The following is a 23,590-nucleotide window of genomic DNA, read 5'->3' as shown; positions in this document are numbered from 1 at the left end:
CTACTTTACTACTTTTCCACAATTGATGCAAAATTCGAAGCTTTTTGATAGACTTGTTCCACAATGGGGACAAGAAACTAGGTCTTGACCAGATGAATCAATAGATTTTTGAAGAGAAATCTGCTCTTGAAAGAGCTTAGTGATTTCAGCGATTTCAATTGAATAGAGAGGATTTTCCTTTATTTCTTCTAAATGTTCTTCAACAAATTTGATGCCTATTAATCTATACAAGTCATTGATTTGATTTTGTAGTACTTGAATTTCCTTTTTCTTGCGAAGGTTTTCTGCATTTTGCTTTCCTTCTGAAATAACAGTGCTTGTTGTCTCTTTGACAAGTCTAGCTCCATCTTTCAATTGATCTAAAAAAGCCATCTGTTCTCCTTATCTATGATTATTGTAAGTATATATTTCACTTGATTCCAGTATAACACATATGATAATATTATCAAAATTTCCATATACCGTTTTAAAAGTTAATAGAAAATAGTTTGATATTGGGATTCATAAGTTCTAATCAAGCTTGTACTTAGAGAAGTGATGGTTGTAACGGACATAATTCCAATATAGCTTTTTTCTATTTATATTTACTGCTCCTATTTTTGAGAGCGCTTGAAATATGTTATAATAAAACTAGATTAATTTATAGGAGGCAAACCGTGGGAAATTTCATTGAGCTAGTCTTTCATCGTTTCTTTTTGGGGATGATTGCGACAGCTTATTTTTGGTTATTGACACTAGCAGGAGGAGTGGTCTTTGGTATAGCGCCCGCTAGTGCAACTCTCATGAGTTTATATGCAGAACACGGTTATTCTTATCGTGCTTATCGTTTTAAGGAAGCCTGGGCTTTGTTTAAGAGTAATTTTGTCAAAAGCAATCTCAGCTTTTATACCTTTATGGGAATTGACTTAATCTTGATTTACGGTTTGTATCTGATGATTCAATTGCCCAACCAGACCATTATCCACTTGGCAGCAACCTTTCTAAATATCTTTTTAGTAGCCTTGGTATTTCTAGGCTATGCAGTGTCTTTAAAACTGCAGGTTTACTTTGAATTATCCTATAAAAACACTCTAAAGCTTGCTTTTATCGGAATATTTATGAGCCTATCAGCCATGACCAAGGTTCTTCTTGGAAGTGTCTTGTTGATTATTATTGGTTTCTACATGCCAGCCCTCCTTATTTTTGTAGGCATTGGAATGTGGCACTTCTTTATTAGTGATTTATTGGAGCCTGTTTATGAGAGTATTCATGAAAAATTGGCCACAAAATAATACCAAACAGTTTCGTCTCCACTCACTTCTTAGACTCTATAGTCTGGTCATGATTGCTATCATCACTTGTTTTGCTCTCTTGCTTTCCTATGCCTACTGGGATATGCGTGAAAAGGAAGCAAGTCGAGTTAGTCAACGTGTCTTGGCTCGGACAGTCGATGAGGTTGAATACTATTACCGTGAATCCACTCGCTTGGCTCAAGGTTTGGTAGAAAATCAAGCTCGCATCGAAGGGATTTATAAGTATTTCAGTCTCAGTACACCAGACTATTTCTATTGGCAACTCGAACGAAAGGCGTCTCCTTATATTTCGGTCTCTATTTATGAAAATATCGATGATATCTACGTTCGAAATGATTTTGTGAGCGGTGTTGCGATTGTTCTGCAGGATTCAACCGAGGTTTTTGTTTCCAAGAGAGATAATCGAAGTGGACAGAAGGTTCCAGCTGAACACTTTAAACCAGATGCCAATAGTTTTGCCGTTCCAGTATCTGATCCAGTATCAGACCGGGCCCTAGGAGTTATTTATATCTCAGTGCCACCGGAAGTCCTCTATAAGGCGATTGATAACACTAGAGGAATCGTTCCAGTCACTGTTTCTGTCATCACGCCCTATGAAACAGATATGTTCGATTTGGGAGAAAAAAGGACTAGAGGTTCTTGGCTTGTAGGAACAACAGCGCACGGTTATCAGGTTCAAGTGGCCGTGCCTCAGAACTATGTTTTAAATAGTAGTTTAGCGAGTTCAGCTCTAATCATTGGTTTGAGTGCTCTCTTTATCATCATCTTATATGTCACCCTAAGAAGAACCTTTTTTGATTATCAACTTCAGGTTGTGGACTTGGTGGATTCGATTCAAGCCATTACTAAGGGAGAGCAAACCAAGAGGATCAATACCGACAAAAAGGATCAAGAATTACTTTTGATTGCTGAGACGACAAACGATATGTTAGACCGGCTGGAAAGTAATATTCACGATATTTATCAACTGGAACTCAATCAAAAAGATGCCAACATGCGTGCGCTACAGGCTCAAATTAATCCGCATTTCATGTATAATACTCTGGAGTTTTTGCGGATGTATGCTGTGATGGAGAATCAAAATGAACTAGCAGATATCATCTATGAGTTCAGTAGTCTCCTACGCAATAATATTTCCGACGAGCGAGAAACGACACTCAAACAAGAAGTGGAGTTTTGTCGGAAGTACAGTTATCTCTGTATGGTTCGCTATCCAAAATCCATTGCATACGGATTTAAGATTGACCCTGAATTGGAAGAAATGCGTATTCCAAAGTTCACTCTCCAACCCTTGGTAGAAAATTATTTTGCCCATGGGGTTGACCACAGAAGAACAGATAATGTGATCAGTATCAAGGCTTTGAAAAAAGATGGCTATGTCGAAATCTTGGTAACCGATAATGGCCGTGGGATGTCTGCTGAAAAACTAGCAGAAATCCAAGCTAAATTAACTCAAAGAACCTTTGAACACACAGCAGATTATAGTGGGGAACGGCAGTCTATTGGGATTGTGAATATCCACGAACGCTTTGTGCTCTACTTTGGAGGCCGCTATGACATTAGTGTAGAATCCGCTGAACAAGAAGGAGTTCAATATAGAATCACCATTCAGGACGAAGAGAAAGGATAAACATGTATAAAGTACTATTAGTAGACGATGAGTACATGATTACAGAAGGGCTCAAGCGTTTGATTCCTTTTGAAAAATGGGATATGGAAGTCGTCGCAACAGCCAATCATGCTGACGACGCTCTGGACTATGTTCGAGAGCATCCTGTAGATGTCGTCATTTCTGATGTCAACATGCCTGACAAGACAGGTCTTGAAATGATTGGGGAGATGAAGGAATTGTTGCCAGATGCATATTATATCCTTCTCTCGGGTTATCAAGAATTTGACTATGTCAAAAAAGCTATGAACCTCAATGTTGTAGACTATCTTGTCAAACCAGTTGATAAGGTCGAGCTAGAGCATTTACTTGAGAAAATCCTCGGTCAGCTTCGTGAGAAAGTGCATGAACCAGAAATGTTAAGCCAAAAATTAGATGAAGAAGCATTTAAGGCGCATCTCTCTCAAAAAGAAAACTGGTGGATTGGACTTTCCCAGGAAAAACAAGGGGATTTTGTCATTCCTTACTACGTCCTAGGTCAAGACTGGCAAATTGTGATTGCAGACCAGAAATTCGACGGTTTACTCGTTCTGCCTTTTGAGGCACCTTATCAGGCCAACTTTGAAAAATGGAAGTTTGATGCTGAAAAAGCACTTTTCTATGGAACGGTAAATCTAGATCAGTCTGAAAGTCTCTTCTCATATTATGAACCCATCTATCGAGTTATCATCCAGGGAAATCTTCAGCAGATTATCGATGAGTTAAACCTACTCGAGAAGATTGTGCTAGAAAATACACCTAGAGTATCCATCACCAAGCAACTCTTTACTCAGTTTGTTATGGATGTCTTTCATCTCTTCGAGCATCTGAAAGCAGATGATATGACAGATATCGTCAAGAATATTCAAGCCATCACATACTTTGAGGACTTAGTCGCTTATACAAAAGAAACCTTAACTTCCTTCTTTGGTCAATACCGCATGAATGAAAATGTCGTCAGTGTTCTCGAAGTTATTGGTAGAGATTACAAAAAAGAGTTATCTCTCAAGGATATCAGTAAGGACCTCTTTATCAACCCTGTGTATTTAGGGCAGTTAATCAAGAAGGAAACCAATTCAACCTTTGCGGAACTTCTCAATAAGCAACGCATCAAGGCTGCCCAGCAACTCTTGCTCTCTACAAACGATAGTATTGAGGATATCTGCTATACGGTTGGGTATAGTAATGTAGGGTACTTCTACAAGGTTTTTCGAAAACTATGTGGAAAGTCTCCTAAGGCCTACCGCAAGCAGATTGATGTAACCCTCTAACTTTTGTTATCCATTTTAAAATATGCTATAATAAGTTTAAAAAATATGAGGAGGTTACTTTTATGAAAAAGAAACCAATCTATCTATGGGTATTACTGATTTTTTCAGCCTTACTCTCAGCAATGTCGCTATTTGGAATCATATCTCCAGTACCTACTGCGGAGGGTATGAGCAATTTAGAAACATCAGCATCAGGTGTTAATGCCACTTATGCTAAGGAGCTCGTTGATTATACGATTAAGGTATCGGAGCATGGTCATTCTGTCTTCAGTATTCTCTTGGTTGTCTTATCTGTTATTCTAGTTATTGTGGCTTTGTTTTTCCTTGTTCGTAAAAACATCCAATTGGCTAACTACACTTATCTTGGTTATGTCTTCGTTGCCATCGTTGGTTCTATCTACAACTTTATCGGCGTTCAGGATGCGGTTTCACTTTTTACAGATCCTAACATCCGTATGGGAGCGGAGCTTGGTGCCAAAGGTTCAGCCATTTTTGGGATCGTACTCAATGTTATCTTCCTAGCAATCGTCTTCTATAAAATGTGGCGTCAGCAAAAAGAATTAACAGAATCTCAAGAGGAAGAACTCGCCTAAGAGTTGACAAAGAATAACTATCAAGATACAATCTTGGTAGTTATTTTTTTGGATTCGAGAAAGAGGGAGGAAAAGATGAAAAAAATTTCCTTGGTCTATATAAGTTTGAGTGGCAATACGGAAAGTTTCGTAACCCGGCTAAAAGCATATTTGTTGGAGCAGTATGAGAACATTGAAGTAGAAAAGATTCATATTAAAGACTTGGTCAAAGATGGAGAAGACTTCTTTGAGATGACTAATCCATATGTGGCTTTTCTACCAACCTATCTAGAAGGCGGTAATGGTGTTGACAATGGAGACGTGGAAATTTTGACCACTCCAGTAGGTGACTTTATCGCCTATGGTGACAATGCCAGTAAGTGTTTTGGTGTTGTAGGATCAGGTAACCGCAATTTTAACAATCAATACTGTTTGACAGCTAAGCAATACAGCCAACGTTTTGGTTTCCCTGTTTTAGCTGATTTTGAGATGCGTGGCATGCTGGGAGACATCAAAAAGGTTGCAGCTATTATTGCAGAACTTTATGAACTTGAATCCTTGTAAGAGGACAGATTTTTTGTCGAAATGAGTAAATTCCTTAGATTTTTCTATCATAAGAAAGGTAAACCAAGCTTTAAAAATATTATGCTATGTAGTGCCTTGCTGCTCTTGGCAATTAGTCTGATACTGTTCTCTGAGAAATTTCTTGATGAAAGTTTGTCAACTTACGGAACCATGGCATCACTAGGAATTGTTATTTTGGTGGGAATCTTAGTTGTAAGAAAAAATAAATAAAAAAGACTCGAGAATTTTTATCTCGAGCTTTTTTGTTAGTTGCGAATTTCGTCAACGATTTCTTTTGAAATGGGAATTCCTAAACGGTAACCTTTATTGATGTAGTCGATGACATCATTGATGTTTTCTATCGTTTGGATTTTCTCTTTGATAGCTGCACGAAAAGCTTGGTCTTTCAATAGCTGGTCCTGAAGCAGTCTTTGAAGTTTTTCTTTTTCGTATTTATTGACAAGAAAGAGGAAAAGAAGACTGATAACAACTAAGATATAAGCATACTGGCTCATAAAAATTCTCCCTAAGTGATAAAGAAGTAGGTGGTAAGAGAAAAGCGAAACTTCTTCGCTTTTCGACTGATGATACTGTAAAGCATTTAGGCAAGTCGCCTCATTTACGACGTCGTAGCCCCTAAATCGATTATATTTAGGAACCACGACTAGTGAAGCAGTTAGCTAGTCCGCATAAAAGTGGCTAGCGTCCAACAATTAGGAACTTTAGTTCCAATTGTTGGTACTGAATCACATCTTCTCTGGCGCCTCTACACCCAGCAAACGAAGGGCTTCTTTGAGGACGACTGCAGTTGCGTAGCTGAGGGCTAGACGACTGTCACGTTCTGGACTTTCATCCAAGATACGAGTGTGGGCATAGTATTTGTTAAAAGCTTGGGCTAAGCTAATCGCAAATTTAGCGATGATCGAAGGTTCGTAGTTGTCAGCTGCACGTTTAATGATACGTGGGAAATCTTGGATTAGCTTGATAATTTCCCAGCTTTCAGCATCGTTCAAGCTATAGTTGGCACCCACTTCAGGTTTGAAATCAGCTTTTCGCAAGATCGATTGGATACGAGCGTAAGCATATTGAACATAAGGACCTGTTTCGCCTTCAAAGGATACCATAGCTTCAAGGTCGAAGTCATATCCATTTGTACGGTCAGTTTTTAGGTCATAGAATTTAATGGCCCCAACTCCAACAGCATGAGCGACCTGGTCTTTGTTTTCAAGTTCTGGATTTTTGGCTTCGATCTGCGCTTTAGCACGGCTGATAGCTTCTGCAACAGTTGGTTCTAGCAAGATAACATTCCCTTTACGAGTAGAAAGTTTTTTCCCTTCTTTTGTAACCAAGCCAAACGGAACATGGACAATATCTTGGCTCCAATCGTAACCCATTTCTTGCAAGACAGCCTTGAGTTGTTTGAAGTGAGCAGATTGTTCTTGACCAACGACATAGATTGATTTGGCAAATTGGTACTCGTTTTTACGGTAGAGGGCCGCAGCCAAGTCACGTGTGATGTAGAGAGTTGCACCGTCAGATTTCTTGATAAGAGCTGGGTGTTCAATTCCATATTTTTCAAGATTAACAACTTGAGCACCTTCTGACTCAACAAGAAGTCCTTTTTCAGAAAGGATGTCTACAACTGCATCCATTTTATCATTGTAGAAAGCTTCTCCGTTGTAGCTGTCGAATTCAACTTGTAGCTCATTGTAGAGACGGTTAAATTCTACCAAGCTTTCATCGCGGAACCATTGCCAAAGAGCGAGAGCTTCCTCATCGCCGTTTTCAAGCTTGCGGAACCATTCGCGTGCTTCTTCATCCAAACTTGGGTCGTTCTCAGCTTCAGCATTGATGCGGACATAGAGCTTGAGGAGTTCATCGATTGGATGAGCTTTGACAGCTTCTTCGTTACCCCATTTCTTGTAGGCAACAATCAACATCCCAAACTGTTTGCCCCAGTCTCCCAAATGGTTGACCTTGACAGTTTTATAGCCGATTTTTTGGAAGATATGTGACAAGCTGTCTCCGATAACTGTTGAACGAAGGTGACCGATTGAAAATGGTTTAGCGATATTAGGGCTAGACATGTCAATAACGACATTTTCTTGATTGCCAATCTCTTGGTCAGCGTAGTGCTCTTTTTCAGTGATAACGTTTTGCAGTACTTGACCAGAAATGGCAGCCTTATCAAGGAAGAAGTTGACGTAAGGACCTGTTGCTACAACCTTTTCAAAGGCTTGGCTATTGATCTTTTCAGCGATGTCAGCAGCAATGATTTGAGGAGCTTTACGTTCAACCTTTGCCAATGAGAAGGCAGGGAAGGCGATATCTCCCATATCTGAGTTTTTAGGTGTTTCTAGTAAATGTAAAATAGCCTCTTGGTCTAGGCTATCAATGACGCTAGCTAACTCGCTAGCAATCAATTCTTTTGTATTCATTTAAGGCTCCTTTAGGGCTTTTCTACTATTTTATCACAATTTACTACATTTTTTTTGAAAGAAGAGATATTTTTTGAAATATCCAGTTTTTTTGATATAATGTTCTTACTAAAAAAATGTAAAATGTTATAAATATGCAATCGAAAGGATCTTATGAGAAAAAGAGAACGTCATCAGCTCATCAAGCGAATGATTACAGAAGAAAAATTAGGAACTCAAAAGGAAATTCAAGATCGATTGGAAGCCTGTGATGTCTTTGTGACACAAACGACATTATCCCGTGATTTGCGAGAGCTTGGCTTAACCAAAGTTAAGAAAAACGATGTTGTTTACTATGTGCTAGCAAATGAGACAGAGAAGATTGATCTAGTCGAATTCCTTTCACATCACTTAGAGGGTGTTGCAAGAGCCGAATTCACCTTGGTTCTCCACACTAAACTTGGAGAAGCATCCGTTTTAGCCAATGTAGTAGATTCAAATAAAGATGGGTGGATCTTAGGTACTGTTGCCGGAGCGAATACCTTGTTGGTTATCTGTAAGGATCAACATGCAGCTAAAGTCATGGAAGAACGCTTGCTAGAGTTAATGGAAGATAGATAAGGTCTTGAGAGCTTCTCTCAGGACTGTTTTTACAAGGAGAGAGTAAATGACTACTGAAAAATTATCGCCTGGTATGCAACAGTATGTGGATATCAAAAAACAATATCCAGATGCTTTTTTGCTTTTTCGTATGGGTGATTTTTATGAGTTGTTTTATGAAGATGCAGTCAATGCTGCACAGATACTAGAAATCTCACTAACCAGTCGCAATAAAAATGCTGAAAATCCGATTCCTATGGCTGGAGTTCCTTATCACTCTGCCCAACAGTACATAGATGTCTTAGTTGAGCGTGGCTACAAGGTTGCCATCGCCGAGCAGATGGAAGATCCTAAGCAGGCTGTTGGTGTTGTTAAGCGCGAGGTTGTTCAGGTCATTACACCAGGAACAGTGGTTGATAGTAGTAAGCCAGATAGTCACAATAACTTTTTAGTGGCTATTGATCGTGAAGGTTCCCAGTATGGACTAGCCTATATGGACCTAGTGACAGGTGATTTCTATGTAACGGGATTATCAGATTTCTCTCTAGTCTGTGGTGAAATCCGTAACCTAAAGGCCAGAGAAGTGGTGATTGGTTACGACTTGTCTGAAGAGGAAGAACAGATTCTCAGTCGTCAAATGAATCTAGTGCTTTCCTATGAACAAGAAACATATGAAGACGTCCATCTGTTGGATTCAAGATTGGCAACTGTTGAAGGAGCAGCTAGTGGGAAACTTCTTCAGTATGTTCATCGGACGCAGATGAGAGAGTTGAATCACTTAAAACCTGTTATTCGTTATGAAATCAAAGATTTCTTGCAGATGGATTTTGCGACCAAGGCTAGTCTGGATTTGGTTGAAAATGCTCGCTCAGGTAAGAAACAAGGGAGCCTGTTCTGGTTGCTAGATGAGACTAAGACCGCCATGGGTATGCGTCTCTTACGTTCCTGGATTCAACGCCCTTTGATTGATAAGGACCGTATCCTTGAACGTCAGGAAGTTGTACAAGTCTTTCTGGATTATTTCTTTGAGCGTAGTGATTTAACGGAAAGCCTCAAGGGAGTCTACGATATCGAACGTCTGGCTAGTCGTGTTTCTTTTGGGAAAAGTAATCCTAAAGATCTTTTGCAATTAGCGACTACCTTAGGAAGTGTTCCGCGAATTCGCGCCATTTTAGAAGGAATGGAGCAACCAGCTCTAGTTTATCTAATTGAACAACTGGATGCTATTCCTGAGTTGGAAAGCCTGATAACTGCTGCTATTGCTCCTGAGGCTCCCCACGTGATTACCGAAGGTGGTATTATCCGAACGGGCTTTGATGAGACCTTGGATAAATACCGTCGTGTGCTGAGAGAAGGGACCAGCTGGATTGCTGAGATCGAGGCCAAGGAAAGAGAAAATTCTGGCATCCATACTCTCAAGATTGATTACAATAAAAAAGACGGCTACTATTTCCATGTGACCAATTCGCAGCTCAGCAATGTTCCAACCCACTTTTTCCGCAAGGCTACGCTGAAAAACTCTGAGCGTTTTGGGACAGAGGAGCTGGCGCGTATCGAGGGAGAAATGTTAGAGGCGCGTGAGAAATCAGCAAACCTAGAATACGAAATCTTTATGCGTATTCGTGAGGAGGTTGGCAAGTATATCCAACGTCTACAGGCTCTGGCTCAAGGAATCGCTACTATCGATGTCTTGCAAGGCTTGGCAGTAGTTGCAGAAAAACAGCACCTGATTCGACCAGAGTTTGGGAAAGAGTCGCGGATTGCTATCCAGAATGGTCGTCACGCAGTTGTTGAAAAGGTCATGGGAGCTCAGACCTATATTCCCAATAGTATCCAGATGGATGAAGATACTAGCATTCAACTAATTACAGGTCCGAACATGAGCGGGAAGTCAACCTACATGCGTCAACTAGCCATTACAGCGGTTATGGCTCAGATGGGTTCTTATGTCCCTGCAGAAAGTGCTCGACTGCCAATTTTTGATGCGATTTTTACACGTATCGGAGCGGCAGATGATTTGGTTTCAGGTCAATCTACCTTTATGGTAGAGATGATGGAAGCTAATAATGCCATTAGTCATGCGACAAAGGATTCATTGATTCTTTTTGATGAGCTTGGTCGAGGAACCGCAACTTATGATGGTATGGCTCTAGCCCAGTCTATTATCGAGTATATCCACGAGCATATTGGTGCCAAGACTCTCTTTGCAACGCACTACCATGAATTAACCAGTTTGGAAGCTAGTCTTGAACATCTAGTAAATGTACACGTGGCTACGCTTGAGCAAAATGGTCAGGTCACTTTCCTTCATAAGATTGAACCAGGTCCAGCAGACAAATCGTACGGTATTCACGTTGCTAAGATTGCAGGATTGCCAGCAGACTTGCTAAAAAGGGCGGATGCGATTCTAACTCAACTAGAGAGCCAAGGTCAGGAAAATCCAATTTCTATCAATCAAAGGAATGTTGTCAATGAGCAAATGTCTCTCTTTGATGAAAAAGAAGAAAATCCTATCCTAGCAGAGTTGGCCCAAGTAGATGTGTACAATATGACACCGATGCAAGCCATGAATCTCTTATTAGAGCTGAAACAAAAATTATAAGCAAAAACCCACTCACAAAACGGAGTGGGTTTTTAGGTCTTATTTTTTCTGAGCTAATAGTTGGTTGATGTGGGCAACCTTCTTTGATTCTCTTTTGTAGAGAATCGTCCAGATGATGAGGTAGACGATGGCAAACTCTGGGATGAGTTGAAGGATGAAAGTCCAGTGAAGAGGGAACCAGCCTGCTAGGATTGCTAGAGGTACAAAACCTAGCAACATAAGGAAGAAGTGAGTGACAGTCGCACGAAGAAGGCTCCAATCTTGAGCGAATAGACGGCTACCAAAACTAAAGAGGACTCCAATAGCTGACCAGATAAGCAGACAGTAAAGTAAGACGAGTGATCCATGCACCTGATGTTGGGTCATGAATTGCCCAATTAAAGAGTTGGGGCTGAGAGGTGCGTAGTTACTTGGTGAGTGGATAAAAGAAAAGATAATAGATAGGATGAGGCCGATGAGGATACCAGTTGTGGCATCGTGAAATACTTGTTTTTTCATAGTTCTAATTTCTCCTTAATAGTTTTGAGGTAACGGCGAGATGAGTAGGTGAAACTTTCGTTTTTAAGATAAATTTCAATCAAGCCGTTAGAGGTTAGTTTTAGATGACTAATTGCATCAATGTTGACAATTTCCGATTGGGAAATTTGGATAAAGGAAGCAGGTAGAATTTCACTTGCTTGGTAGAGACGAATGTCAAGTGCATAGGTTTGGCTATCCGTCTCGGCCAGAACCTTACGATTTTCAATGTATACACGCTGAATCTTGCTAATCTGAATCAAGTAGACCTGGTCTTGAAATTTTCCTTTGATAGTTTCTTTTTGATCCAGGGATTGTACAAAGTCCTGAACCTTTTGAACTCTAGGGGACAAGGTCGGTGCCTCTATGATGATTTGCTCTTCGGTGTATTGCTGATCAATATCAAGTCTGAGTTTCATAATTTCTCCTTTATAAAGTTGTAATAGAGATCTCTTACTTACAAATCTATTAAACACCATTTTGTCGACAAATACAAGAAGCTCTGTCTATGTGGTCGGTTGAAGAGTCTATCTGGTAGGTGACCGTTTTCAAAGAGATTTTAGAGCAAATAAGTCAAAAAATAAGAAGAAATATATTGACAAAAATAGAAAAAACGTGGTACAATGTTAGACGGTACTTTTTACTTTTGGTCTCTCAAGAGTGTACAGGGACGTGCTGACAAATGTTGCAAAAGTACACACAGATGATAGCTGTCACCAAGTGTATCATCACCAAAAATAAAAAAAACACAGGAGAATGTAGATGCCTACAATTAACCAATTGGTTCGCAAACCGCGTAAATCAAAAGTAGAAAAATCTAAATCACCAGCTTTGAACGTTGGTTACAACAGTCATAAAAAAGTTCAAACAAACGTTTCTTCACCACAAAAACGTGGTGTAGCAACTCGTGTTGGAACTATGACACCTAAAAAACCTAACTCTGCCCTTCGTAAATTTGCTCGTGTACGTTTGAGCAACCTTATCGAAGTTACTGCTTACATCCCAGGTATCGGACACAACTTGCAAGAGCACAGCGTGGTGCTTCTTCGTGGTGGACGTGTAAAAGACCTTCCAGGGGTACGTTACCATATCGTCCGTGGTGCACTTGATACTGCAGGTGTTAACGATCGTAAACAAGGCCGTTCTAAATACGGTACTAAACGTCCAAAAGCATAAGGAAAGGGGATAAAGAGAAATGAGTCGTAAAAATAGAGCTCCAAAACGTGAAGTATTGCCAGATCCGCTTTACAATTCACAATTAGTTACTCGTCTTATCAACCGCGTTATGCTTGACGGTAAACGTGGTACAGCTGCTTCAATCGTTTACGGTGCTTTTGAGCAAATCAAAGAAGCTACTGGTAACGATGCACTTGAAGTATTTGAAACAGCTATGGAAAACATCATGCCTGTACTTGAAGTACGTGCACGTCGTGTTGGTGGATCTAACTACCAAGTCCCAGTTGAAGTTCGTCCAGAACGTCGTACAACACTTGGACTTCGTTGGTTGGTAACAATCGCTCGCCTTCGTGGTGAACACACAATGCAAGACCGTCTTGCAAAAGAAATCTTGGATGCTGCTAACAACACTGGTGCAGCAGTTAAGAAACGTGAAGACACTCACCGTATGGCTGAAGCTAACCGTGCCTTCGCACACTTCCGTTGGTAATATAGGATGCGAAAGCGTTAAGAAAGTCCCAGAGAAAATAGGGAATCAAAGCAGGTTGCGATTGCAACCAATGAGATTCATCTTTTTCTCAAGACTTTTAGCTTGAGCTCAACTAGATCATGATGCTAGGAACGGTAAGGATACAAGGTGAAAATAGGAAACTGACGCAGTATTTGACGAATACAAGGAAGTTTATCTTTTTCACACAGCATTCCGTTCCGGCTCAAATCGGCTAACTAACTATAGCCCGAGTACAATTCAACTTCCCATCTCACAAGTTGAAACCAACTAAACAAGATAAACATTGAGAACGGGTGGGTCCTGCCTATCCGTTTTTATTGAAATCGTGTTATAATAGAATAGAAATAAAAAATATAGGAGAAACAAACCTCATGGCACGCGAATTTTCACTTGAAAAAACTCGTAATATCGGTATCATGGCCCACGTCGATGCCGGTAAAACAACTACAACTGAGCGTATTCTTTACTACACTGGTAAAATCCACAAAATCGGTGAAACTCACGAAGGTGCGTCACAAATGGACTGGATGGAGCAAGAGCAAGAACGTGGTATCACTATCACATCTGCTGCGACAACAGCTCAATGGAACAACCACCGCGTAAACATCATCGACACACCAGGACACGTGGACTTCACAATCGAAGTACAACGTTCTCTTCGTGTATTGGACGGTGCGGTTACAGTTCTTGACTCACAATCAGGTGTTGAGCCTCAAACTGAAACAGTTTGGCGTCAAGCAACTGAGTACGGAGTTCCGCGTATCGTATTTGCCAACAAAATGGACAAAATCGGTGCTGACTTCCTTTACTCAGTAAGCACACTTCACGATCGTCTTCAAGCAAATGCACACCCAATTCAATTGCCAATCGGTTCTGAAGATGACTTCCGTGGAATCATCGACTTAATCAAGATGAAAGCTGAAATCTATACTAACGACCTTGGTACAGATATCCTTGAAGAAGATATTCCAGCTGAATACCTTGAACAAGCTCAAGAATACCGTGAAAAATTGGTTGAAGCAGTTGCTGAAACTGACGAAGAATTGATGATGAAATACCTCGAAGGTGAAGAAATCACTAACGAGGAATTGAAAGCTGGTATCCGTAAAGCGACTATCAACGTTGAATTCTACCCAGTACTTTGTGGTTCTGCCTTCAAGAACAAGGGTGTTCAATTGATGCTTGATGCGGTTATCGACTACCTTCCAAGCCCACTTGATATCCCTGCGATCAAAGGTATCAACCCAGATACAGATGAAGAAGAAACTCGTCCAGCATCTGATGAAGAGCCATTTGCAGCTCTTGCCTTCAAGATCATGACTGACCCATTCGTAGGTCGTTTGACATTCTTCCGTGTTTACTCAGGTGTTCTTCAATCAGGTTCTTACGTATTGAATACTTCTAAAGGTAAACGTGAACGTATCGGACGTATCCTTCAAATGCACGCTAACAGCCGTCAAGAAATCGACACTGTTTACTCAGGTGATATCGCTGCTGCCGTTGGTTTGAAAGACACTACAACTGGTGACTCATTGACAGATGAAAAAGCTAAAATCATCCTTGAGTCAATCAACGTTCCAGAACCAGTTATCCAATTGATGGTTGAGCCTAAATCCAAAGCAGACCAAGACAAGATGGGTATCGCCCTTCAAAAATTGGCTGAAGAAGATCCAACATTCCGCGTTGAAACTAACGTTGAAACTGGTGAAACAGTTATCTCTGGTATGGGTGAGCTTCACCTTGACGTCCTTGTTGACCGTATGCGTCGTGAGTTCAAAGTTGAAGCGAACGTAGGTGCTCCTCAAGTATCTTACCGTGAAACATTCCGCGCTTCTACTCAAGCACGTGGATTCTTCAAACGTCAGTCTGGTGGTAAAGGTCAATTCGGTGATGTATGGATTGAATTTACTCCAAACGAAGAAGGTAAAGGATTCGAATTCGAAAACGCAATCGTCGGTGGTGTGGTTCCTCGTGAATTTATCCCAGCGGTTGAAAAAGGTTTGGTAGAATCTATGGCTAACGGTGTTCTTGCTGGTTACCCAATGGTTGACGTTAAAGCTAAGCTTTACGATGGTTCATACCACGATGTCGACTCATCTGAAACTGCCTTCAAGATCGCTGCATCTCTTGCACTTAAAGAAGCTGCTAAGACTGCACAACCAGCTATCCTTGAGCCAATGATGCTTGTAACAATCACTGTTCCAGAAGAAAACCTTGGTGATGTTATGGGTCACGTAACTGCTCGTCGTGGACGTGTAGATGGTATGGAAGCTCACGGTAACAGCCAAATCGTTCGTGCTTACGTTCCACTTGCTGAAATGTTCGGTTATGCAACAGTTCTTCGTTCTGCATCACAAGGACGTGGTACATTCATGATGGTATTCGACCACTACGAAGATGTACCTAAGTCAGTACAAGAAGAAATCATTAAGAAAAACAAAGGTGAAGAATAATTCACTGTCACTTTAAAAGAAGTCACTTTGTGGCTTCTTTTTCTGTTTGGTAGAAATAGCTAAAATTGCCTCAAATATGGTAAAATAGAAGGAGTATATTGTGAGGAAAATGGATGTCAACCACTTTTGAAATTTTAATGAATCAGTTGGGAATTCCCGCTGAGATCAGAAATCATGAGGCCTTCTCCCAGGCTGAAATTGAACAAGTTATTGTACACAAGCAAAGTAACATTTGGGAGTTTCGTTTTGTCTTTGAGAATATTCTGCCCTTTGAACTCTTTTTAGCATTGAAGAAGGGATTGAAAGAAGAATTTTCAAAAACAGGAAATCAAGCGACTTTCGAGATTAAAACGAAAGATCAAGATTTTTCAAGAGAGCTTTTACAGGCATACTATCGGGAGGCTTTTTCAGCTGGCCCTTGTTCTAGTCAAGGCTTTCGAACCATGTATCAGGATTTTCAGGTTCGATTTGAAAATGATCAGTTGATTATTGAGGGCTCTGAAGCAGCAGATACAGAGCATTTCAGAAAAAACCATTTGCCAAATCTTAGCAAACAACTTGAACTCTTTGGTTTTCCTAAGTTTACATGCCATTTAGAGAAAAATGAAGATTTGACAAAGGAAGAGCAGGAAGCTTTCCATTCTGAAAATCAAATGATTGTTCAGGCTGCCAATGATGAGACCCTTCGAGCTATGGAACAGTTAGAACAGATGGCACCGCCTCCTCCAGTTGAGGATAAACCTGTCTTTGATTTCCAAGCCAAGAAGGCAGCTGCTAAGCCTAAACTCGACAAGGCAGAGGTAACTCCAATGATTGAGGTCAATACCGAAGAAAATCGACTGGTTTTTGAAGGGGTTGTCTTTGATGTGGAGCATAAAGTGACTAGAACGGGTCGTGTCTTGATTAATTTTAAGATGACGGACTATACGTCTAGTTTCTCCATGCAAAAATGGGTCCGAAACGAAGAAGAAGCTCAGAAGTTTGACATCATTAAGAAAAATTCATGGCTCCGTGTTCGTGGAAATGTCGAGGTCAATAATTTCACACGAGATTTGACCATGAATGTGCAAGATGTGCAGGAAGTTGTTCACTATGAGCGTAAGGACTTGATGCCAGAAGGCGAGCGTCGTGTTGAGTTTCATGCCCATACCAATATGTCGACTATGGATGCTCTTCCTGAGGTCGAAGAAATCGTTGGAACAGCAGCCAAATGGGGTCATAAAGCAGTAGCAATCACAGACCACGGCAATGTTCAGTCTTTCCCTCACGGTTATAAGGCAGCCAAGAAAGCTGGTATTCAGCTCATTTATGGAATGGAAGCCAATATCGTAGAAGACCGTGTTCCTATCGTCTACAACGAAGTGGAGATGGATCTTTCTGAAGCTACCTATGTAGTCTTTGACGTGGAAACGACTGGTCTATCAGCTATCTATAATGATTTGATTCAGGTGGCGGCTTCCAAGATGTATAAGGGCAATATCATTGCTGAGTTTGATGAATTTATCAATCCTGGGCACCCCTTATCAGCCTTTACAACCGAATTGACAGGGATTACCGATGACCATGTGAAAAATGCTAAACCCTTGGTTCAAGTTCTGAAAGAATTCCAAGAATTTTGTAAGGATACCGTTCTTGTAGCCCACAATGCAACCTTTGACGTTGGCTTTATGAATGCCAATTATGAACGTCATGGTCTTACAAAAATCACTCAACCTGTCATCGATACGCTAGAGTTCGCAAGAAATCTCTATCCTGAATATAAACGTCATGGTTTAGGGCCTTTGACCAAGCGTTTTGGTGTTGCCCTAGAACACCACCACATGGCCAACTATGACGCGGAAGCAACTGGTCGTCTGCTCTTTATCTTTATCAAGGAAGTGGCAGAAAAACATGGTGTGACAGATTTGGCTAGATTGAATATTGATTTAATCAGTCCGGACTCTTATAAAAAAGCTCGAGTCAAGCATGCGACCATCTATGTGAAAAATCAGGTGGGCTTAAAAAATATCTTTAAGCTGGTTTCTCTCTCAAATACCCAGTATTTTGAAGGAGTTCCACGAATTCCACGTACGGTTCTGGATGCCCATCGAGAAGGTTTAATCTTGGGATCGGCTTGTACGGAAGGAGAAGTCTTTGATGCAGTCGTGTCACAAGGAGTAGATGCGGCAGTCGAAGTAGCTAAATACTATGACTTTATCGAGGTTATGCCTCCGGCTATCTATGCACCTTTGATTGCCAAGGAGCAGGTTAAGGATATGGAGGAACTCCACATCATCATCAAGAGCTTGATTGAGGTTGGAGAGCGCCTTGGAAGACCAGTTCTTGCGACAGGAAATGTCCACTATATCGAACCTGAGGATGAGATTTATCGTGAGATTATCGTACGAAGTCTAGGTCAGGGTGCCATGATTAACCGAACTATCGGTCATGGAGAAGCTGCCCAACCAGCTCCGCTACCCAAGGCACATTTTAGAACGACTAATGAAATGTTGGATGAATTTGCCTTTCTAGGGGAAGACTTGGCTCGTAAGATTGTCATTGAAAACACCAATGCCTTGGCAGCAATCTTTGAACCTGTTGAGGTTGTAAAGGGTGATTTATACACACCGTTCATTGACAAAGCCGAAGAAACAGTTGCTGAATTAACATATAAAAAAGCCTTTGAAATCTATGGAAATCCACTACCTGATATCGTTGATCTACGGATTGAAAAGGAATTGACCTCTATCTTGGGGAATGGTTTCGCCGTGATTTATCTGGCTTCACAGATGCTAGTGCATCGTTCCAACGAACGAGGTTATTTGGTTGGTTCCCGTGGGTCTGTTGGATCTAGTTTCGTTGCGACCATGATTGGGATTACCGAGGTTAATCCGCTATCGCCTCACTATGTCTGTGGTCAGTGTCAGTACAGTGAGTTTATTACAGATGGTTCTTACGGTTCAGGATTTGATATGCCAGATAAAGACTGTCCTAACTGTGGTCACAAGCTCAGCAAGAATGGACAGGACATTCCTTTCGAGACCTTCCTTGGTTTTGATGGGGATAAGGTTCCCGATATCGATTTGAACTTCTCAGGGGAGGACCAGCCGAGTGCCCACTTGGATGTTCGTGATATCTTTGGGGAAGAATATGCTTTCCGTGCAGGAACGGTTGGCACGGTGGCTGCTAAAACAGCCTATGGATTTGTCAAAGGTTACGAGCGTGACTATGGCAAGTTCTACCGTGAAGCCGAAGTAGAGCGCCTAGCCCAAGGAGCTGCGGGTGTTAAACGGACGACCGGTCAGCACCCAGGAGGAATTGTTGTTATCCCTAATTATATGGATGTCTATGACTTTACTCCAGTGCAATACCCTGCAGATGATGTAACTGCTGAATGGCAGACCACTCACTTTAACTTCCACGATATCGATGAGAACGTCCTCAAGCTCGATGTCCTTGGTCATGATGATCCGACCATGATTCGGAAACTGCAAGACTTATCAGGCATTGATCCAAATGATATCCCTATGGATGATCCAGGTGTCATGGCCCTTTTCTCAGGTACAGATATCCTGGGAGTGACCCCTGAACAAATCGGCACTTCGACCGGTATGCTTGGAATTCCAGAGTTTGGGACTAACTTTGTTCGGGGAATGGTCGATGAAACTCATCCGACGACCTTTGCCGAGTTGCTACAGCTTTCTGGTCTGTCTCACGGTACTGACGTATGGTTGGGAAATGCCCAAGACTTGATTAAGGCTGGAATTGCGGACCTATCAACCGTTATCGGATGTCGGGATGACATCATGGTTTACCTCATGCACGCTGGCCTAGATCCAAAGATGGCCTTTACCATCATGGAACGTGTGCGTAAGGGAATGTGGCTCAAAATCTCTGAAGAAGAACGTAATGGTTATATCGAAGCCATGAAGGCCAACAATGTGCCTGAGTGGTACATCGAATCTTGTGGAAAAATCAAGTATATGTTCCCTAAAGCCCACGCGGCTGCCTACGTTATGATGGCCTTGCGTGTAGCCTACTTCAAGGTTCACCATCCGATTTATTACTACTGTGCTTACTTCTCCATTCGTGCCAAGGCCTTTGATATCAAGACCATGGGTGCAGGCTTGGATGCTATCAAACGCAGGATGCAAGAAATTGCTGAAAAGCGCAAGAACAATGAAGCTTCTAACGTAGAAATTGACCTTTACACAACACTTGAAATCGTCAATGAGATGTGGGAACGTGGCTTCAAATTTGGGAAATTGGACCTCTATCGCAGTGATGCGACTGAATTCATCATCGACGGAGATACCCTCATCCCACCATTTGTCGCTATGGATGGTCTAGGAGAGAACGTTGCCAAGCAATTGGTTCGTGCTCGTCAAGAGGGAGAATTTCTCTCTAAAACCGAACTACGCAAGCGTGGTGGACTTTCCTCAACTTTAGTTGAAAAGATGGATGAAATGGGGATTCTCGGCAATATGCCAGAGGACAACCAGTTGAGTTTGTTTGATGATTTGTTTTAAGAATTTGAAATGTCTTATGTAGGTTTGAGGTTAGTTAATGATGGTAAAGAAAAAAAGAGCAACACCTTGGAAACCAGGGAAAGTTATTTCCATACGCTTGCGAAATGGTGTTTACGTATTAGCACAAATGGTGCGTGATCCCTATCTGGTATTTTTCAACCATTTTAACGAAGAAAATAACTGGAAGGGAGTGACCTTGAAAGAGGAGGATATCCTCTTTTGTAAAGCAGTTACTCGTCAGTTTCTACGCTATAGTCCTGTAACGATTGTTAAAAATCTTGAACCCCTGTTAGATTATGAACTACCCAAAGAATGGATTTATAGCCATATTGGAGGACATCCTATTACTGTTTCGGTAAAGGGACGGGAGCGCCAAGTAGCTGATTTTGGTCGACGCTGTTCTTTAGTTCTAGCGGATAAGGACAGTGGTCAACCGGAGGATAATCCACTTATGGGCCTCTTCCAAGCTTATATCATACCAGATATCAAAGAACAGGATTGGGATCGGGTAGGCCAGGCTGAACACATGTCCATTGAAGTATTTCCAACACTCAATGAGCGTCTCTACCTTTGCTATCTTTATGGGAAAAATATAAATCCAGAACAAGATATCTCTTTGGGAAAGCCCTTGCTTGATGACTATGAAACTTATGTAGATATCCTCACGAATAGCCCAGAGGCTCAACGTCTCTATCTAGGAGAGTACGAAGAATAAGAAAGGACATTTGATGAAACTCAGAATTTTTGCGGAAGACAAGCCGGCTGAGAAGGTGTTTGAGTATCAATTAGACCTTGCTGATCAGACAATTCTTCTATCGACAGCACTTTTGTCTACTGCCATTGCTTTAGCGGGGCTATTTTCTGCTTTGAAAGAAAAATAAAAATAGAAAAGAGAAAACAAGAATGGTTTTACCAAATTTTAAAGAAAATCTAGAAAAATATGCTAAGCTTTTGGTTGCAAACGGTGTGAATGTGCAACCTGGTCATACCTTGGCTCTCTCAATCGATGTGGAGCAACGTGAGTTGGCTCACTTAATCGTTAAAGAGGCTTATGCCCTTGGTGCACACGAAGTTATCGTTCAATGGGCAGATGACTTTGTAAACCGTGAGAAATTCCTTCACGCGCCACTAGAACGTTTGGACAATGTGCCAGAATATAAGATTGCTGAGATGAACTACCTTCTTGAAAACAAAGCAAGTCGTCTCGGTGTTCGTTCTTCTGACCCAGGTGCCTTGAACGGAGTGGATGCAGAAAAACTTTCAGCTTCTGCTAAAGCAATGGGAATTGCTATGAAGCCAATGCGTATCGCAACTCAATCTAACAAGGTTAGCTGGACTGTAGCAGCAGCTGCTGGACTAGAGTGGGCTAAGAAGGTCTTTCCAAATGCTGCGAGTGACGAAGAAGCAGTAGACCTCCTTTGGGACCAAATCTTCAAAACTTGCCGTATCTACGAAGAAGATCCAGTTAAAGCTTGGGAAGAACATGCAGCTATCTTGAAGAGCAAGGCGGAAATGCTCAACAAAGAGCAATTCTCAGCTCTTCACTACACTGCCCCTGGAACAGACTTGACACTTGGCTTGCCTAATAACCACGTTTGGGAATCAGCTGGAGCCATCAATGCTCAAGGCGAAGGTTTCTTGCCAAATATGCCAACAGAAGAAGTCTTTACAGCCCCTGATTTCTGTCGCGCAGATGGTTATGTAACATCTACGAAACCTCTTAGCTATAATGGAAATATCATCGAAGGCATCAAGGTGACCTTTGAAAATGGTCAAATCGTTGATATCACAGCTGAAAAGGGTGATCAAGTAATGAAGGATCTCGTCTTTAAGAATGCTGGCGCGCGTGCCTTGGGTGAATGTGCCTTGGTACCAGATCCAAGCCCAATTTCTCAGTCAGGCATTACCTTCTTTAACACCCTTTTCGATGAGAATGCTTCTAACCACTTAGCTATCGGTGCCGCTTATGCAACGAGCGTTGTTGGTGGAGCAGAGATGAGCGAAGAAGAGCTGGAAGCTGCAGGACTTAACCGTTCAGATGTTCACGTTGACTTTATGATTGGTTCGAACCAAATGGATATCGATGGTATCCGTGAGGATGGAACACGCGTACCCCTCTTCCGCAATGGAGATTGGGCAATTTAAGGAGAAACTATGATTGGAAGTATGTTTGTCGGTCTTTTGATCGGACTATTAGCAGGAGTTATCACCAATCGTGGAGAACGGATGGGATGCTTCGGGAAAATGTTTCTGGGTTGGATTGGTGCTTTCCTGGGTCAAATGCTTTTTGGAACTTGGGGGCCTATTTTAGCTGATACGGCTATTATCCCATCAGTTTTAGGAGCCATGATTTTATTAGCCATCTTTTGGAAAAAAGACAGCTAGTTTTAACTTGCTAGAACAGATAGAGAGGTTGGAAATCTTCCAACCTCTTTTTTATGAGCTGCAAAAAAGACTGATATGCGCCTAGCTTCGCTTTCAGTGACTGCTCCTTTTTATATTGCCTCAAGTATGGTACAATAAAAGCATGAGAATTCAACAATTACACTATATTATCAAAATCGTAGAGACTGGTTCCATGAATGAGGCTGCCAAGCAACTCTTTATTACACAACCCAGTCTATCAAATGCAGTTCGTGACCTAGAAAATGAGATGGGAATTGAGATTTTTATCCGAAATCCTAAAGGAATCACCCTCACACGTGATGGGATGGAGTTTCTATCCTATGCCCGTCAGGTTGTCGAACAAACCCAACTCCTAGAAGAACGTTATAAGAACCCAATCGCTCATCGCGAGCTTTTTAGTGTGTCTTCGCAGCACTATGCCTTTGTAGTTAATGCCTTTGTTTCCTTGCTCAAGAAAAGTGATATGGAAAAGTACGAGCTTTTTTTGCGTGAAACCAGAACTTGGGAAATCATTGATGATGTCAAGAACTTCCGCAGTGAAGTAGGAGTCCTCTTTTTAAATAGCTATAACCGAGACGTCCTTTCAAAGATGTTGGATGATAACCATCTGGTTGCCCACCATCTCTTTACAGCCCAACCCCATATCTTTGTCAGCAAGACCAACCCTCTTGCTAAGAGAGACAAGGTGCAGTTGGCAGACCTAGAAGACTTCCCATATTTGAGCTATGACCAAGGTACCCATAATTCCTTCTACTTCTCAGAGGAGATTTTGTCTCAGGAACACCACAAGAAATCCATCGTTGTTAGTGACCGTGCGACCTTGTTTAATCTCTTGATAGGTTTGGACGGCTATACCATCGCGACTGGTATCCTTAATAGTAATCTTAATGGAGACAATATCGTTTCTATTCCACTTGATATTGATGATCCCATTGAACTGGTTTATATCCAGCATGAAAAGACAAGCTTGTCTAAGATGGGTGAACGTTTCATCGAGTACCTACTTGAGGAAGTTCGCTTTGATAAGTAATTTGAGTAAATGAGAAGAGAAAAG

21 protein-coding genes are annotated in these 23,590 nt (G+C 41.4%); 16 read left to right on the top strand and 5 right to left on the bottom strand.

Going from position 1 to position 23,590, the window contains the following annotated elements; genetic code table 11:
* Entirely contained in the window at positions 1 to 372 is a 372-nt protein-coding gene (locus ACWPVF_RS07945) for a zinc ribbon domain-containing protein (protein WP_045613394.1), read from the bottom strand.
* A gap of 284 nt (positions 373 to 656) precedes the next feature.
* Between ACWPVF_RS07945 and ACWPVF_RS07940 the strand changes: the two genes are divergently transcribed.
* The 5 genes from ACWPVF_RS07940 to nrdI all read left to right on the top strand — a co-directional run bounded on the left by ACWPVF_RS07940 (position 657) and on the right by nrdI (position 5,347).
* Positions 657 to 1,271 (top strand): YesL family protein, encoded by a 615-nt coding sequence (locus ACWPVF_RS07940; protein ID WP_045613395.1) that lies wholly within the window; start codon positions 657 to 659, stop codon positions 1,269 to 1,271.
* Entirely contained in the window at positions 1,249 to 2,922 is a 1,674-nt protein-coding gene (locus ACWPVF_RS07935; RefSeq protein WP_454385558.1) for a sensor histidine kinase, read from the top strand. Before ACWPVF_RS07940 ends, ACWPVF_RS07935 begins: the two co-directional genes overlap by 23 nt.
* A 2-nt stretch (positions 2,923 to 2,924) precedes the next feature.
* Positions 2,925 to 4,211 (top strand): response regulator transcription factor, encoded by a 1,287-nt coding sequence (locus tag ACWPVF_RS07930; RefSeq protein WP_045613396.1) that lies wholly within the window; start codon positions 2,925 to 2,927, stop codon positions 4,209 to 4,211.
* Between the two features lie 62 nt (positions 4,212 to 4,273).
* Positions 4,274 to 4,804: an ABC transporter permease gene (locus ACWPVF_RS07925; RefSeq protein ID WP_454385556.1), complete on the top strand. Its 531-nt coding sequence runs from the start codon at positions 4,274 to 4,276 to the stop codon at positions 4,802 to 4,804.
* 75 nt (positions 4,805 to 4,879) lie between these two features.
* A complete protein-coding gene (gene nrdI / locus ACWPVF_RS07920; protein ID WP_045613399.1) occupies positions 4,880 to 5,347 on the top strand; it encodes a class Ib ribonucleoside-diphosphate reductase assembly flavoprotein NrdI in 468 nt (155 codons plus the stop codon).
* 266 nt (positions 5,348 to 5,613) lie between these two features.
* On the opposite strand, the gene ACWPVF_RS07915 is transcribed toward nrdI, so the two are convergent.
* Both ACWPVF_RS07915 and argS read right to left on the bottom strand, forming a co-directional pair.
* On the bottom strand, positions 5,614 to 5,862 hold the full coding sequence (locus ACWPVF_RS07915) for a hypothetical protein (protein ID WP_045613402.1): 249 nt from the start codon (positions 5,860 to 5,862) through the stop codon (positions 5,614 to 5,616).
* A 231-nt stretch (positions 5,863 to 6,093) separates the two neighbouring features.
* On the bottom strand, positions 6,094 to 7,785 hold the full coding sequence (gene argS / locus ACWPVF_RS07910) for an arginine--tRNA ligase (protein WP_454385553.1): 1,692 nt from the start codon (positions 7,783 to 7,785) through the stop codon (positions 6,094 to 6,096).
* 153 nt (positions 7,786 to 7,938) lie between these two features.
* On the opposite strand from argS, the gene argR reads away from it, so the two are divergent.
* Together argR and mutS are read left to right on the top strand one after the other, a co-directional pair.
* A complete protein-coding gene (gene argR, locus ACWPVF_RS07905) occupies positions 7,939 to 8,385 on the top strand; it encodes an arginine repressor (protein WP_004250715.1) in 447 nt (148 codons plus the stop codon).
* Between the two features lie 46 nt (positions 8,386 to 8,431).
* Positions 8,432 to 10,966 carry a DNA mismatch repair protein MutS gene (gene mutS, locus ACWPVF_RS07900; RefSeq protein WP_454385551.1) on the top strand — a complete coding sequence of 845 codons (2,535 nt, stop codon included), beginning with the start codon at positions 8,432 to 8,434 and terminating at the stop codon, positions 10,964 to 10,966.
* A 39-nt stretch (positions 10,967 to 11,005) separates the two neighbouring features.
* On the opposite strand, the gene ACWPVF_RS07895 is transcribed toward mutS, so the two are convergent.
* Entirely contained in the window at positions 11,006 to 11,464 is a 459-nt protein-coding gene (locus ACWPVF_RS07895) for a DUF3021 domain-containing protein (protein ID WP_414266681.1), read from the bottom strand.
* Positions 11,461 to 11,901, bottom strand: a complete 441-nt coding sequence (locus tag ACWPVF_RS07890; protein ID WP_254724853.1) for a LytTR family DNA-binding domain-containing protein — start codon at positions 11,899 to 11,901, stop codon at positions 11,461 to 11,463. Before ACWPVF_RS07890 ends, ACWPVF_RS07895 begins: the two co-directional genes overlap by 4 nt.
* Positions 11,902 to 12,244: 343 nt before the next feature.
* Between ACWPVF_RS07890 and rpsL the strand changes: the two genes are divergently transcribed.
* The 9 genes from rpsL (at position 12,245) to ACWPVF_RS07845 (ending at position 23,566) form a co-directional block, all read left to right on the top strand.
* The gene (gene rpsL, locus ACWPVF_RS07885) at positions 12,245 to 12,658 is read left to right on the top strand and encodes a 30S ribosomal protein S12 (protein WP_001142332.1); all 414 of its coding nucleotides are present in this window, start codon (positions 12,245 to 12,247) and stop codon (positions 12,656 to 12,658) included.
* Between the two features lie 19 nt (positions 12,659 to 12,677).
* Complete coding sequence (gene rpsG / locus ACWPVF_RS07880; RefSeq protein ID WP_004250722.1) at positions 12,678 to 13,148, top strand: 30S ribosomal protein S7; 471 nt, start codon at positions 12,678 to 12,680, stop codon at positions 13,146 to 13,148.
* A 392-nt stretch (positions 13,149 to 13,540) separates the two neighbouring features.
* The gene (gene fusA, locus ACWPVF_RS07875; protein WP_263394348.1) at positions 13,541 to 15,622 is read left to right on the top strand and encodes an elongation factor G; all 2,082 of its coding nucleotides are present in this window, start codon (positions 13,541 to 13,543) and stop codon (positions 15,620 to 15,622) included.
* A gap of 113 nt (positions 15,623 to 15,735) precedes the next feature.
* Complete coding sequence (locus ACWPVF_RS07870) at positions 15,736 to 20,130, top strand: PolC-type DNA polymerase III (protein ID WP_454385548.1); 4,395 nt, start codon at positions 15,736 to 15,738, stop codon at positions 20,128 to 20,130.
* Positions 20,131 to 20,167: 37 nt separating this feature from the next.
* Positions 20,168 to 20,845 (top strand): hypothetical protein, encoded by a 678-nt coding sequence (locus ACWPVF_RS07865; protein ID WP_454385546.1) that lies wholly within the window; start codon positions 20,168 to 20,170, stop codon positions 20,843 to 20,845.
* A gap of 13 nt (positions 20,846 to 20,858) precedes the next feature.
* The gene (locus ACWPVF_RS07860; protein ID WP_454385544.1) at positions 20,859 to 21,011 is read left to right on the top strand and encodes a hypothetical protein; all 153 of its coding nucleotides are present in this window, start codon (positions 20,859 to 20,861) and stop codon (positions 21,009 to 21,011) included.
* Between the two features lie 22 nt (positions 21,012 to 21,033).
* Entirely contained in the window at positions 21,034 to 22,275 is a 1,242-nt protein-coding gene (locus ACWPVF_RS07855; RefSeq protein ID WP_454385542.1) for an aminopeptidase, read from the top strand.
* A gap of 9 nt (positions 22,276 to 22,284) precedes the next feature.
* Positions 22,285 to 22,515 carry a GlsB/YeaQ/YmgE family stress response membrane protein gene (locus tag ACWPVF_RS07850; protein ID WP_414259735.1) on the top strand — a complete coding sequence of 77 codons (231 nt, stop codon included), beginning with the start codon at positions 22,285 to 22,287 and terminating at the stop codon, positions 22,513 to 22,515.
* Between the two features lie 142 nt (positions 22,516 to 22,657).
* Positions 22,658 to 23,566 (top strand): LysR family transcriptional regulator, encoded by a 909-nt coding sequence (locus ACWPVF_RS07845; RefSeq protein WP_004250738.1) that lies wholly within the window; start codon positions 22,658 to 22,660, stop codon positions 23,564 to 23,566.
* The last annotated feature ends 24 nt before the right edge of the window (positions 23,567 to 23,590 follow it).

This window comes from Streptococcus sp. Marseille-Q7087 (assembly GCF_965111935.1).
Note: the sequence above shows the minus strand (reverse complement) of the source record. Positions and strands in the feature narration are given on the sequence as shown.

Coding starts and splice junctions, on each gene's coding strand:
- rpsL (WP_001142332.1), top strand. CDS start 12,245: ATGCCTACAATTAACCAATTGGTTCGCAAACCGCGTAAATCAAAAGTA.
- ACWPVF_RS07930 (WP_045613396.1), top strand. CDS start 2,925: ATGTATAAAGTACTATTAGTAGACGATGAGTACATGATTACAGAAGGG.
- ACWPVF_RS07850 (WP_414259735.1), top strand. CDS start 22,285: ATGATTGGAAGTATGTTTGTCGGTCTTTTGATCGGACTATTAGCAGGA.
- ACWPVF_RS07865 (WP_454385546.1), top strand. CDS start 20,168: ATGATGGTAAAGAAAAAAAGAGCAACACCTTGGAAACCAGGGAAAGTT.
- ACWPVF_RS07845 (WP_004250738.1), top strand. CDS start 22,658: ATGAGAATTCAACAATTACACTATATTATCAAAATCGTAGAGACTGGT.
- argS (WP_454385553.1), bottom strand. CDS start 7,785: ATGAATACAAAAGAATTGATTGCTAGCGAGTTAGCTAGCGTCATTGAT.
- nrdI (WP_045613399.1), top strand. CDS start 4,880: ATGAAAAAAATTTCCTTGGTCTATATAAGTTTGAGTGGCAATACGGAA.
- fusA (WP_263394348.1), top strand. CDS start 13,541: ATGGCACGCGAATTTTCACTTGAAAAAACTCGTAATATCGGTATCATG.
- ACWPVF_RS07945 (WP_045613394.1), bottom strand. CDS start 372: ATGGCTTTTTTAGATCAATTGAAAGATGGAGCTAGACTTGTCAAAGAG.
- ACWPVF_RS07915 (WP_045613402.1), bottom strand. CDS start 5,862: ATGAGCCAGTATGCTTATATCTTAGTTGTTATCAGTCTTCTTTTCCTC.
- ACWPVF_RS07855 (WP_454385542.1), top strand. CDS start 21,034: ATGGTTTTACCAAATTTTAAAGAAAATCTAGAAAAATATGCTAAGCTT.
- ACWPVF_RS07925 (WP_454385556.1), top strand. CDS start 4,274: ATGAAAAAGAAACCAATCTATCTATGGGTATTACTGATTTTTTCAGCC.
- ACWPVF_RS07890 (WP_254724853.1), bottom strand. CDS start 11,901: ATGAAACTCAGACTTGATATTGATCAGCAATACACCGAAGAGCAAATC.
- ACWPVF_RS07870 (WP_454385548.1), top strand. CDS start 15,736: ATGTCAACCACTTTTGAAATTTTAATGAATCAGTTGGGAATTCCCGCT.
- ACWPVF_RS07935 (WP_454385558.1), top strand. CDS start 1,249: ATGAAAAATTGGCCACAAAATAATACCAAACAGTTTCGTCTCCACTCA.
- rpsG (WP_004250722.1), top strand. CDS start 12,678: ATGAGTCGTAAAAATAGAGCTCCAAAACGTGAAGTATTGCCAGATCCG.
- ACWPVF_RS07895 (WP_414266681.1), bottom strand. CDS start 11,464: ATGAAAAAACAAGTATTTCACGATGCCACAACTGGTATCCTCATCGGC.
- ACWPVF_RS07860 (WP_454385544.1), top strand. CDS start 20,859: ATGAAACTCAGAATTTTTGCGGAAGACAAGCCGGCTGAGAAGGTGTTT.
- argR (WP_004250715.1), top strand. CDS start 7,939: ATGAGAAAAAGAGAACGTCATCAGCTCATCAAGCGAATGATTACAGAA.
- mutS (WP_454385551.1), top strand. CDS start 8,432: ATGACTACTGAAAAATTATCGCCTGGTATGCAACAGTATGTGGATATC.